Source organism: Trichocoleus sp. FACHB-6 (assembly GCF_014695815.1).
Taxonomy (GTDB): domain Bacteria; phylum Cyanobacteriota; class Cyanobacteriia; order Cyanobacteriales; family FACHB-T130; genus Funiculus; species Funiculus sociatus.
Genome location: NZ_JACJOY010000050.1, coordinates 147,096 through 159,824, shown reverse-complemented (window position 1 = coordinate 159,824; position 12,729 = coordinate 147,096). Strand labels below are relative to the sequence as shown.

At 46.5% G+C, this 12,729-nt stretch carries 10 protein-coding genes; 4 read left to right on the top strand and 6 right to left on the bottom strand.

Annotated elements, in window-relative coordinates:
- Positions 1–10 precede the first annotated feature (10 nt).
- The 3 genes from tilS to H6F66_RS09730 are packed head-to-tail and all read right to left on the bottom strand — an operon-like array spanning position 11 to position 2,462.
- Positions 11–1,078 carry a tRNA lysidine(34) synthetase TilS gene (gene tilS / locus H6F66_RS09740; RefSeq protein ID WP_190420608.1) on the bottom strand — a complete coding sequence of 356 codons (1,068 nt, stop codon included), beginning with the start codon at positions 1,076–1,078 and terminating at the stop codon, positions 11–13.
- Complete coding sequence (locus tag H6F66_RS09735) at positions 1,078–2,106, bottom strand: glycerate kinase (protein WP_190420606.1); 1,029 nt, start codon at positions 2,104–2,106, stop codon at positions 1,078–1,080. Before H6F66_RS09735 ends, tilS begins: the two co-directional genes overlap by 1 nt.
- Entirely contained in the window at positions 2,106–2,462 is a 357-nt protein-coding gene (locus tag H6F66_RS09730; protein ID WP_190420604.1) for a DUF565 domain-containing protein, read from the bottom strand. The genes H6F66_RS09735 and H6F66_RS09730 overlap by 1 nt, the downstream gene beginning before the upstream one ends.
- A 181-nt stretch (positions 2,463–2,643) precedes the next feature.
- Between H6F66_RS09730 and H6F66_RS09725 the strand changes: the two genes are divergently transcribed.
- Positions 2,644–3,240 (top strand): hypothetical protein, encoded by a 597-nt coding sequence (locus H6F66_RS09725; protein WP_190420602.1) that lies wholly within the window; start codon positions 2,644–2,646, stop codon positions 3,238–3,240.
- A 236-nt stretch (positions 3,241–3,476) separates the two neighbouring features.
- The gene (locus H6F66_RS09720; RefSeq protein ID WP_190420601.1) at positions 3,477–5,393 is read left to right on the top strand and encodes a glycosyltransferase family 39 protein; all 1,917 of its coding nucleotides are present in this window, start codon (positions 3,477–3,479) and stop codon (positions 5,391–5,393) included.
- Positions 5,394–5,464: 71 nt separating this feature from the next.
- On the opposite strand, the gene H6F66_RS09715 is transcribed toward H6F66_RS09720, so the two are convergent.
- From H6F66_RS09715 to H6F66_RS09705, 3 genes are all read right to left on the bottom strand, one after another.
- Positions 5,465–6,541 (bottom strand): hypothetical protein, encoded by a 1,077-nt coding sequence (locus H6F66_RS09715; protein WP_190420600.1) that lies wholly within the window; start codon positions 6,539–6,541, stop codon positions 5,465–5,467.
- Between the two features lie 44 nt (positions 6,542–6,585).
- A complete protein-coding gene (locus H6F66_RS09710) occupies positions 6,586–7,590 on the bottom strand; it encodes a hypothetical protein (RefSeq protein ID WP_190420599.1) in 1,005 nt (334 codons plus the stop codon).
- Between the two features lie 235 nt (positions 7,591–7,825).
- A complete protein-coding gene (locus H6F66_RS09705; RefSeq protein WP_190420598.1) occupies positions 7,826–11,050 on the bottom strand; it encodes a hybrid sensor histidine kinase/response regulator in 3,225 nt (1,074 codons plus the stop codon).
- Between the two features lie 328 nt (positions 11,051–11,378).
- Between H6F66_RS09705 and H6F66_RS09700 the strand changes: the two genes are divergently transcribed.
- Together H6F66_RS09700 and kaiB are read left to right on the top strand one after the other, a co-directional pair.
- Positions 11,379–12,296 carry a circadian clock protein KaiA gene (locus tag H6F66_RS09700; RefSeq protein ID WP_190420597.1) on the top strand — a complete coding sequence of 306 codons (918 nt, stop codon included), beginning with the start codon at positions 11,379–11,381 and terminating at the stop codon, positions 12,294–12,296.
- Positions 12,297–12,370: 74 nt separating this feature from the next.
- Positions 12,371–12,685, top strand: coding sequence for a circadian clock protein KaiB (gene kaiB / locus H6F66_RS09695; protein ID WP_190420596.1), 315 nt, complete (start codon positions 12,371–12,373; stop codon positions 12,683–12,685).
- Positions 12,686–12,729 lie beyond the last annotated feature (44 nt).

Sequence of the window (12,729 nt, the reverse complement as noted above, 5' to 3'; positions counted from 1 at the left end):
TTTTCTGAATTCAACACTCAATTTTCCACAAAATCCAGTCACCCCAGACTTGGGCGATCGCGCCTCCGGGAAATGGATCGGTTTGAGAACGGTTGGAAGCTGTAATTAAGGCTGTCAACTTTTCAATTTGCTCGAAGCTGGGGGCAACTGGTAGGACTAAGGAGAGAAACTGGCGGATAACCCGGCGTTGTAGGGACAAGGGTGCTTGACGCAGTACGATGCGATTTAGTCGAGTGGGAATTGGGGATTGGGAATTGGGAATTGGGGATTGCGAATCGGAAGGATTCTTACCCAGCCCCCAGTCCCCAGCCTCCAGCCCCTGATTCATAGCTTGTTCTAGTAGCTGCTGGGCGGCTGTTTCGAGATATTCCACATCTGCCCGGAGGAGTTCGGCGGTTTGGGCTAAAGATTGCTCAACTTTTGGGTTGAAGTTGGTTTGTAGGTAGGGTAGTAACTCGTGGCGGATGCGGTTACGGGCGTACTTTCGGTCTTGGTTGGTGGAATCTTCCCAGATGGCAAGCTGAAAGTTTTGGCAAAACTGGGCTGTTTGGGTACGGGTGACTTCTAGAAGGGGACGCACGAGTTGCACCCCAGAATTTAATTGACGCTTCCAGGTAAGGGCTTGCAAGCCATCGGCACCGCTGCCGCGAATTAGGTTATAGAGGAGAGTTTCGGCGCGATCGCTGGCTGTATGACCTGTGACTATGTAGGGGGAGTTGTTGTCGAGTGCGATCGCGCTTAGAGCTTGATAACGCCATTGTCGGGCTGCTGCTTCTGAGGCGATATTTTCGGTTTCTTGAGCGATTTGCAGATAGAAAGGGATATCCCAAGTTAAGGCAAGATTTTCTACGTGGTTGGCATTTTCCTGGGAGTCTTTCCGCCAACGATGATCGCAGTGAGCAATTGCCAGATGCCATCCCCACTTTGGTTGCAAATCTAGCAGCAATTTGATTAAGCAGAGGGAATCTTGTCCGCCAGAGACTGCTACTAATACCCTCTCTCCACGGGGAATCAACGGGCGTTGCAAGAGAGTTCGGTGCAGCTGGGCATGGAGAGGTGTCCAAGTAGGTTGTGGCATTAGCGATCGCTTGGTCGATAAACATCACCCGGTGAATGGTCTGCATTAATCTCAATCACCAAATCTACCCAGTTGGGATTTGTGGTTAGCGGTTTGATAAATAACTCTGGGTGCAGCGATTTCCAAAAATACTTGACAAATTCGTTAATTTCTGAATCACTCATTCCCGATTTACCAGCAGCGATCATTTCCCGTTCTGCCTGCTGTCGCCACGCTAGGGACAGGCGATAATCAACTGGATACAGTACCATCAAACGGTCTAATCGCGCCCAAAGGGGTAAATAGTCCTCTAACCGAGCATTCATATCGCGGGCAAACGTCTTGTCATCGGCAGTTAGAATCGGCAGTGGCGGGTTCTCAAAGGCAACTGGGTCAATGGGGCGGACACCGACAAACCAACCTTCAAATAGGACAATATCGGCACCCTGGACAATTTCCGCCTGGGTTCTGTCTCCCGCACCGTTCCAGGCAGATTTATCAAAACGGGGGATGGGAATTGGTTGTCCGTCAGGATGGCGCAGGCGATCCAAAACTGCTAAACCCAGGTCTATATCGTGAGTTCCGGGTGGGCCTCGCCAGATAAGGCGTCTTTCTTGCTTTCTTAAGGCGAGGCGATCGCTATAGGTTTTGTAGAGGTCATCGAGGGAAAGGCTGAGTGTGGATTTTCCCAAGTGTTTGAGAATTAAGGTGAGGACAGTGGCCAGGGTAGTTTTGCCAGTTCCCTGTCCGCCTAAAATTCCCTGGATCAGGGGATGTCCCAACTGTTGCTGAGACTGGGCCAGCTGCATTGCTAAGGGAAGCCAGAGGTTCCAGAGAGTTTCTATGGGGACTGGGTGGAGATTTGGGTAGACACTCAGTAAGAGATGCGATCGCGCTTGAATAACTTCCTCAACATTAGCTGATGTAATGCCGAAAGCAAGCGATCGCCGCCTATCTGATAAAATCACCGAAGCCAAATATTCTAACTCGGCTGAAGTCGGCGTTTGTCCTGCTAAAAAACGATTGAGAATTTCACTCAGAGATAACATTAGGAACCCAGTTTAAAGGCTTCAATGAACAAGCTGTAAGTCAGACCAATTTTAAGAGCGTTCAAAATTTCTGATAGTAAACTGCGACGGGGATTACCAACAGCCGCCTGTCTTGTTTGCGGCTTCCCGCCATAAACATATCGGCTGACGAGTTCAGTGAAGAAAATCAAAATTCCCGCCGCAATTATATCTACCTCAGCGGTTTGTCCCGATGTAGTGGGAATAGCAGTTCCCAGAAAGACACCAAACAGCAGACTAATAGTAACCAGTGATATTCGCCGCCAAGGATTGCTCAGCCATTGTCCCAGCCGAGCGGCGATAACATCAACAAAATTGTTCAGACGAGTCCTTTGCATGATCGGGGCTGACGAGTGAAGTTGGCATTAGCAGACTTTGAGCAAATATTTCATGCTCAGATGTCGTGCGTTCTATAACCCTGCTTCAATAATATTAGGGTGGCGATGCTTTCAAGAGCAGCTTGTTGTTATGGAGAAAGTTATTGCTAGCCAGCGGTGCGGGGTAAAGCAGTTAAAAATTATGAAAAAGCTTTTGAGCTTAAAAGTTTACCCTGGAGTTCTGATTGCTTTACTTTTAGGACTCTTTGTGTTGGGAACGCAGTTTAGGGTAGAAACTGAGTCAGCGTCGCCAGATGCCTCTTTTTTAAAGAAAACTAAGCCTTCAGTGTTGCTTAATTCTGAAGGCGTGGAAAAGCTCAAGACTTCTGCATTGTCGAACTCTATCCGAGTTTCCCCACCCTCAGTCATTCCACCAGCCGTAGTCACGGATCTTCAGGGGGTTTTACGGGTGAGTAATCAAACCGATTACCCAGTTCGGCTGGCGTTCCTGGCGGCTACGGCACCGACTAAATTTTCTTCTGTTCCTGGGCTGTCTTCACCTAGCAGCCGCCCCTATTCTGTGCAGCCTGCACACTGGGATTTTGCGCCTGGGGAAGGTGGCAGCCAAGGACTGATTGTATCCCTACCAAATGGTAATTTCCAGCTAAAAAAGGGGGATATTCTGGTGGCATTTGCCCAGGATGGCTCCCGTCAATACTGGGGGCCTTATGTTGTGGGCGAGACACCTTTGCCTGTGTGGAATAGTCAGGTGTCGGAATGGCAGCTGGTTTTACAATGAGAATTTTGTCGGTTGTTTGTGGGAACCGGACAATATTTCAACTTGACAATTTGACAAACTTTTCTCTGAATAATAACGGGGAACTCCCGTGTACTGGCAGAGTCAGGAAATGCAACTGGGACAAGCGAGAGTATTAGCCCCTGCAACTGAGCATGAGCGTCGCATTTCCAGATAGATTAAGGTCTGGGAAGATGCTCTTTGGGGTTGCCCATTACTGAGGGACTGTTCGGGATTTCATGAAATTTAGGGTAGATCAAGCGCTTAGACGTGGGTGGAAATATTGGGATAAGCATCCAGGCGTTGCTTGGACGCTATCGATTCTGTGGGTGCTAGTGGTTTGCTGGCTGGCTTTTGTGTGGAATGTAGGCAGTATCGGTCTTATCGATGAGACGGAGCCGCTGTTTGCGGAAGCTGCTCGCCAGATGACGGTGACGGGAGATTGGATCACGCCGTTTTTTAATGGTGAGACGCGCTTTGATAAGCCGCCGTTAGTGTATTGGCTGATGGCGATCGCTTATAAATCGGTTGGCGTGAATGAATGGGCGGTGCGGCTGCCTTCTGCTTTGAGTGCGATCGCTGTGACTGGGTTAGCCTTTTACACGTTGCGATACTTTGGGGCTACTTCTGGTGCTGTGGCGACGGGGCAATCTAGCGTTGGCAAACGTACACCTCCCCAGTTGTGGTTATCGGCACTGCTGGGTGCAGCTTTGATCGCCCTGAATCCTGAAATGATCGTCTGGGGACGAACTGGCGTTTCTGATATGCTGCTGACTGGCTGCATGGGTTGTGCAATCCTATCCTTTTTTCTTGGTTATGCTCAGCCCTCTCGCCCAGCAATTCAGTCACGTTGGTATCTGGCGTTTTATGTGCTGGTTGCTTTGGCTATTCTTGCCAAAGGGCCGGTGGGAATTGTGTTGCCAGTGCTAATTATTGGGTCTTTTCTACTTTATCTGGGCAATTTCTGGCAAGTTTTACGGGAGATGCGCCCGATTAGGGGCTTGGCAATTGTCCTGGCTCTAGCAGTGCCTTGGTATGTTTTGGTAATTTGGCGCAATGGCGAAGCCTACATAGATAAGTTTTTTGGCTATCACAATTTTGAACGCTTCACGGGCGTTGTGAATGACCATTGGGCCCCTTGGTATTTTTATTTTCTGGTGGTGCTGCTTGGTTTTGCGCCTTGGTCGATTTATTTGCCGATAGCGATCGCGCGACTGCGCTTTTGGAAACGCGATCGCTGGCGTCAACAACCGCGTTCTGCTCAATTGGGTCTATTTGCCCTGTTTTGGTTTGCTGGTATCTTTGGCTTCTTCACAGTTGCAGTAACTAAACTTCCCAGCTATGTGCTGCCCCTGATGCCAGCAGCGGGGATTCTAGTGGCGCTTTTGTTCAGCGAACAGATGACCTTTGTTAGTCGTCCCTTGTCTGTGGTCACAGAAGAGTCGTCAAGTTTGAACCCTCAAACGTTGGATTCTAACAACCTTCCCATCCAACCTTCCCATCCAATCTCAAAGAACAAAGGACTCTTCTGGAGTGGCATTGTCAACGTAGTATTTTTGGCGGTGCTTGCTGGTGGTATTTTATACAGCCCAAATTTTCTAGGATACGATCCGGCTGTGCCAGATTTGCGGCAACTGGTGCAAAATTCCGGTTTGCCAGTGCGGGGATTTATCATCTGGGGAGCTGCTGCTGTTTCAGCCGCAGTGCTGTTGTGGCGACGCTGGTGGCGTTGGCTTTGGAGTCCCAATCTGATTGGGTTTATGGCTTTTATAATCTTTGTGTTGACACCCGCCTACTTCATGATGGATCACGCGCGTCAGTTGCCGTTGCGGGAATTAAGCGCGATCGCGGCTCAAGTTGAGCGGCCTGGGGAACCGATCGTTATGATTGGCTTCAAAAAGCCCAGCGTAGTATTTTACACCCAGCGTCCGGTAAATTACTTTGCCAAAGCTAGCTCGGCAATGGAATACATTGAAGCGATCTCAGCCACAGACGCTAAGCCACCTTCGGTACTCATTCTTACCGAGCCTAAATATTTGCAGCAAACAAAGCTTGCGCCTCATCAATACCAAACTCTAGGTAAAGTTGGCGCTTATCAACTCGTCCGAATCTCGAAACAAATGGTTGCTAGGAGCGAGCCACCCCGCTCCAATTAATCAAATGACCCCGCCCCTCCACGAACACCGGGGAGGGGCGAGGTTCTATCGGTAATTAACCGGATTTGATATCACTTGGTTTTCTGTAAGGTTTTTGCCTGCTCCAGAGTAATTTCTTTCAATGACTGGAAAGAACTGGCATTTGAGGCACCTTCAATTGCTTTAACAGCCAAATCTTGAACCTGTTTGAGGGCAAAGTCGAGTTGTTTAGAGAGACTTTGAAGTCGTGCTTCTTGATTGCGAATAGTCTCCTCTAAGGATTGAATCTTTTGTTCGTGCAAACGCTTTTGCACTTCCACATCCTTAGCATACAAATCCGCCTTAATCTTAGCTTGGTGATGAGCAATTCCTTTGCCTTCTTCCTTGGCTTTTTTGATAGCGGCTTCCAATTCTTTCGGAAAGGCTTCTACCTTGGCTTTAGCTTCGTCATATTGTTTTTCTCGTTCAGCGATCGCTTTCTCTCTCTCAGCCCACTGTTTATCTTTTTCTTGCTGGAACTCTTCTATTTCCTTATACAATCCTTTCTTGTTTTGGTCGTACTCATCTTGATTGAGTTTGCGTTGCAGTTCTAGCTCATATTTATATTCTTTTCCATCTCGATGTCGAGCTTTATTCAGCGTCTCATTTCGTTCTTTAACTAAGCGTTTACGTTCTTCTTGCTCTTTGAACCAAGCGTTTTTTTCCTCCAGCGTTTGTTGTTCCAAAGTTTCGCGACTTTGGCTTAGTTCCTCGCCAAATTTCTTCGCACTTTCCTCATATTGTTGGATGAGCGTATCCAACATTCCTTCTTCAATTTCTAGAGCGTGCAGCTCTTGTAATTGTGTAACCTCTGTTTCTACAGAACTTCGGAATTCTTGTAATTTAGAAGCTTCTAAGGTGAGTTTTTCCGACAATTCGCTGACAGCACCACCAAAGCCTAATTGCAGCTTCGCGAGACTTTCAATCACGTTACCCATTTTTTCTTGAGCCGCAGCACCCTGATTCATAGTCGTCCAAGATTCTAATGGTTGTTTATCTTTAATCGCCGGTGGTTTAGCTTGGCTCAGTTGCTTAAGTTGTGACTCTATGGCTGCTTTTTCCTTGTTTAATTCCTCATACGCCGCTAAGATTTCAGCCTTGGTATTTTTATCGCTAGGTTTTCTCGCCATTCCTAATCTCCTAATTTTTTTCCCGAATCCCCAATCCTTAACCCCTAGTTTTCCCTTTTGGTTGTCAGCTTAGCAGAGGAACTTTCAAAAGCTCTCATGGCGATATCTTGCGCTTGCTTAGAGGCGGCTTGAAGTTGGGCGGTAATTTCTGTTATCTGTTCCATTTGTCTTTGAATTGTCTGTTCCAGAGATTGAATTTTAAATTCATTACTCTGTTTAGTGGCTTCCCACTCTTTCTCAGACAAATCAGCTTGCACCTTAGCGTCTTGGTGAACGTCTTTAATAGCTTCTTCTCTGGCTTTTTTAACAGCGTCCTCCAATTCTTTAGGAAATCCGTCTATTTTCTTTTGATGCTCTTGAAACTCTGCTTGACACGCTGTTAGATTATTTTCTCGTTCTAACCATTGTTTTTCTTTTTCTTTCTCAGAGGCTTGCAATTCCCGTTCTAGGTTTCGCTTGATTTCTTCGTACTCATCTGTTTCCAGTTTTCGAGTTCTTTCTAATTCGTATTGATAATCTTCAGTTTCCCGCTGGCGTTCTGCGGTTAATAAGGCATTTTGTTCTTGGAGTGCCGTTTCGTATTCTTCTTGCTCTTTTTGCCAAGATTTGCGGATTATAGTTTGTTGTTTTTCTAGTGCTTCCCGCTCAATTGCGGTTTTTTGTTTTAGCGCTTTTAAGTTTTCTTGGTGTTCTTGAGTTAAGATGTGCAGCGCATCTGCTACTATTCTGATTTCTTGAAGTTCTTGTAGGTGTTGGGTTTCAATTTCTATCGCCCGTTTTAGCTCGTTTAACTTTGATGTTTCTCCTGTTAATTTTGTGGAGAGTCCGGTGACGATGCTGCCAAATTCTAATTGCAGGTCTGCTAGACCTTTGACAATACTATCGACGGTATATGTAGAAGCAGCTTGGAGAATTTCTTTGTTTTTTTCTTTTTCTACTTCCTGTTCTTTTGTGGCTATTTTTGACTCGATTTTTTTCTTTTCTGTTAGAAGCTGCTTGAAAGCTTCAAGAATTTTTTGTTTGCTGTCTCTTGAGGCTATTTTATTCATGGTTTTTTCTCCATAACAAAGTTGCTCTGTTGCAGGTGTTCCTACAGCAGAGTGCAGCAATCTGTCCGGGAACGCCGTCCTCTACTAGAACATTTGTTCTAGTGCAATATACTCAAGGATTAGCAGTAATGTCAAGGAAAGAAATACTTAGAAGCTCTGTATAAAATTGCTTTGAATAAAAAATCAAAAGACTACGTAGTTCCCAGGCTGAGCCTGGGAACGAGGGGAGAGGGGGCTATAAGCTTGTTTGGGCGAGGGAGGCGTGAATGTGGTCTAGCACTTCTGCCATTGACAGGGGAGGTACTGAGAGAATTTTAGTAGCGATCGCTCTCAAGGCTGCCTCAAACTTAATGGTCGCTTCATCCAAATTTCTCCCATCCCAGCGATGATCCAGCACCAAAATGGGCGGTAAAGCAGGCATCTGCTTCAAGGAGGTCAAAGCTTCCACCAGTGCTGGATAAGGCTTGATGTCCGCCAAATCGATGAGCAGTAAGTCTACGTTTTGGTGTTGCAGTTGACGGCATACTTCCGCCCAAGAACGCGAGAGTAAACTTTTAAACCCTGCGCTTTCTAGGTAGTGCAGCAGAGGGGAACCATTCGAGCTGCTAATTTGGGGGCTAGCCACAAATTGGGGGTCAAATGCTTCGCCTGTACGGTCGTAGGGAGAAGTATTTGCCCCTGCATCTATTCTCGGTTCCCCAATTTCTTCGGTGGGGGAGAACACATCGGTGAGACTTCGGGCATCCACAACTAAAATATTTGATTGGCAGCTGATGCCAGCAGCAACTTGAATCACCTGCAATAAGGCATCCATATTCTCATGGCGATCTGATGCTAAACACGGAAATACGGAAAGACCAGTAACTTGATTTGCCGCTTGAGTAGTCTGGCGGTCTAAGGTTATTAAGGGTAAAGAGGCAAGATCAGTTAACGAAAGCTCCTTTAAGTAGGCAAGAGGGTCTTCTAAACCAGCACCATCGAGGATGACGACATTCGGGTGCCAAACACGCACCAAAAGTTCTGCCTGCTCTATATCGTCGGCTTCGAGAACCCGGTGCTTTGGCGACAGGCCCAATGCTGTAGGTGAGAATTCTATTGCTGCTTGCTCCTCAAAGGTAAGATGCAAAATCGTCAGACTGGGGGTAGGAGTTTGAGGTGCTTTTAAGCTAATCAGGCTGTGTCGTAATGCTTCTGTCTGTACTGGCAGGGTTAAAAAGCCATCTGCGCGGTTGGCGGATGCTTGCTCTTTTTCTCCTTGGCTTGCTGTCACAAGGACTGGGATGTGACGGGTTTGTTCATCTGATTTGAGCAGAGTCAAAACGTCCCAGCCGGAAAGCAGGGGTAGTAAGGGATTGAGCAGTAAGGCTTGTGGCTGCAACTGCCGTGCTTTTTCGATTGCTTCTGTACCGGAACGAGCGATCGCGTATCGATAGCCCAAACCTGTCAGTTGCTGGGTTAAATCTTCGATGTACTGGGGTACAGCTTCGACAATTAAGATTAACCGATTGCTAAATTTTGGATTTTGGGCTTTGGATTTTTGTTTATTAGAAATTGGGGGTTGGGAATAATCTTGCTCAGTCCCCAGTTTTTTAGAATTGGGTGGTGGAACAGGAGGTAGTAACAGGGTAAACTGGCTTCCCGCACCAACTTTGGAGATAAACGAAATATCTCCGCCGTGCAGGTGAGCAAGGCGTTGGGTTAAAGCCAGCCCCAAACCTGTACCATCAAATCTGCGGGTGAGGGTATCTTCCAACTGTTGAAATTTCTGAAAGATTAAATGCTGTTTTGCTTCGGGGATGCCAATGCCAGTATCCCAGATAGTAAAGGCAATCCAGCCTTCCCAACAAGCTACTTTAAGACCGATTGCGCCTCCAGATTCAGTAAATTTGAGGGCGTTGGAAAGCAGGTGACTTAGCATCTGGCGCAGGCGCAATTCGTCTGCCACCATTGTTTCTAATTCGGGTTCTATGCTGAGTGTGAAGCTGATTTCTTCTTGTTGAAGATCAGTTTCCAATGGTTCTTTACCTGGCTGGAGTTGTCGCGCTTGAGTAATGGCGCGATCGCATACTGTGGGAATATGCACTGGCTCTGGTGTCAGTTCCAGCTGCCCTGTCTCCATCCGGGTCAAATCTAAAATATCGTTGACTACCGTCATCAACTGTCGCCCACTCTGATGAATCAGTCGTGCATAGCGTGCCTGACGTTCATTCAGCTGCCCGATTAACTGATCTTTCAGCAAGCTGGCTAAACCCAGTACGCTCGTCAGGGGGGTTTTGAGTTCGTGGCTGATACAGGCTAAAAACTCATCCTTCATCCGGTTGAGTTGGACTAAATCGGCATTTTTAGCTGCTAATTCCTGGGCGAAGATGTGCTGCTCTGTTACGTCGGTTGCCATCACCAGCGAGAGGTCAGGGCTGAGCGAATGCAGGGGCGTTGTAGTGTTGTAGTGTTGTAGGTGTTCCCACTCGGATACTCGGATACTCTTCCCCTCTACGTTAGTGCTGTTTTGGCGCAGGGGAATTGTGACAAATTGCCAGAGGCGATCGCCTATCTTTTTTGTAGTTGGATTTCGCGTCACCGCCTCCCAAGAGGTCGTTTCCCTAGAGGCAATGGTTGCTTCTGTCGCTGACATTTGATGGTGATTTGTCTGGTCGCCACCTTCCCACCAATTTACAAACTCTGCTGCGGTGCCGCTAGAACTTACGCCCACTAACTCCTGTTGCCACAAGGAATCTATTAAGACAGGTGCTTCTTCAGGCTCTTCTAGGTAAGATTCAAGACTTTCTCCTATCTGCTGTCTCCAGGTCAGATTCTGGGCGATAATTTGCCCAGTTATGGTTTGCAACCTCAAGGGCAAAGGCAGTTGTTCCAAGAGTTGAACTAGGGACTCTTTGGTACAGCCAGTAGGGGAAGTAGATTCCAATTCCCCTGTGTTCCAATTCTCCTGAGTTCCTTTGCTCCTGGCTTCCTGGGTTCCTCGGCTCCTTTGCTCCATTTCCCCTGGAATTTCTTCTATCGTTGCCAGAAATTTCACCAGACGTTGGCTATCCAACAAACCCAAGAATTTATCTGAGGGATCGACTACAGCCCAGTTTGGGAGATGTGTTTGGGAATTAGAAGAACGCAAATACAGCCAGAACTGGCTTAAAGAAATCCAAGCAGGCAAGGTTGCCACTTTTTCAATCAGCGGCAAATCCAGCTCGCACAGGGGTTGCTGCAAATCGATTGCTACCCCCGCAATTAGGTAATCTTGCTTCTTAAACTGGTTTTTTACGATCAGATGAGGCATAATTGCCCGGAGGTTTACTACTCCTAGCGGGTGTTGTTGTTCGCTCACCACCACCACGCGATCGCAACCGCCAGAGCGAAAAATCTCTAAAAGAGATGCGAAGGCAGCTGTTTGTTCGCAAACAGGAACTCGTTCAATAAATTCCTTTAGACTGGGATTGGTAATGAACATGACAAACCTGGCTCTTGGGAGAGTGACTTCTGCGCGGACGTACTTCCTTGGCTTCTCGGTAGGTGTTTCTCCTGCCTTCTGCCAAAAAAGTTGGGTTTAAAAAAAAACTGGCGATCGCGCAGTTTCTTATGGAATATGAAAGTAGAGGTTCTGCTTAATTATGGCTCCATCCAGGCGACTCCCAGATACTCCTACTTACAATTAATTACAATTCGATTAATGTTTAAATTATTATTAAGTAGTTTCTAAACGATTCCGGTGAGAAATCCTCCTCGTGAAGGATGTCTCAATGGAAACACTGAATTAATTTATTACACTGACTAAGGTTTTGGATTCACCCCTGTCTATTTGTACGTTTGTTTCTAATGAATCGCTGGCTAAGTCCGTGAGGGACGATTTGAGCAGCGATCACTATCTTGTAACTCAGTCCAGCTCCTTATCTGAGTTTTTTGCCGAAATCGAGCAACACAAGCAGGAGATTGATTGTTTGGTTTTACAGGAGGAAGGCGAGTTGCTACCCCTGTTTAACCAATTGTACGAACAAGGCACTCTGCTGCCAATTGTAATTTTCAAAAAGGTAACGCATGAACTCAGTAATTATGCGGTGATTACAGATAAGCCGAGTAACGTAAGTAGCGTCGCTGATGCTAACCAATCGTTGGGGACTTATCTGTACCACCCTGGGGAAGTTCATGTAACCGCAAGCCAAGCCAACAAGATGACGCTGTTGATTGATCAAGCGATCGCTCGATTCCTCACCCTAGCACCCAGCTGTCTTCTCCCTGACCTTTCCGCCAGCCTCGATCCCGTTACTGAGCTAAATACTCAAAGTTTCCTAATGCTACAGCAGCGTCGGCTAGCTGAAAAACTTCAGGAACGATTAGGGTATTTAGGCGTGTACTACAAGAGAAATTCCCAGGCTTTTTTCCGTCATCTATCGCGAACTGAAAGGCAAGAAATTTTAAACCAACTCAAAGCCGAATATCGCCAGATTGTCATAAATTACTTCTCCAAAGAGAGTACACTGAATCAAGCCATCGATCAATTTGTCACTGTGGCTTTTTTTGCCGATATGTCAGTGTCTCAAATTGTCGAGATTCATATGGAATTAATGGATGAATTCTCCAAACACTTGAAACTAGAAGGGCGGAGCGAAGAAATATTATTAGACTATCGTCTGACCTTGATTGATGTCATTGCTCATCTGTGCGAAATGTATCGCCGTTCCATTCCCAGAGAGTCTTAACTATTAAAAATTAAGAATTAAAAAGAATTTAATTTTAAGCCTAATTATTTTTTCAAGTCCTCAATTGCTAATTTATGGTCGCCCTGAAGAAAACCTATGTTCTTAAGCTCTACGTTGCTGGAAACACTCCCAACTCAGTACGGGCTTTAAAAACGCTCAAAAATATCTTGGAACAAGAGTTCCAGGGTGTCTATGCCCTCAAAGTGATTGATGTTCTCAAAAATCCCCAACTGGCTGAAGAAGATAAAATTTTAGCCACGCCGACTTTGGCAAAAGTATTACCTCCGCCAGTCCGCAGAATCATCGGGGATCTTTCGGATAGAGAAAAGGTATTAGTCGGATTGGATCTTCTGTATGAAGAACTCAGCCAAGCCGAATCAGATTTATAAATTATATTCGGGTGTATTACTAATAAACCCCTACAACCAGAGGT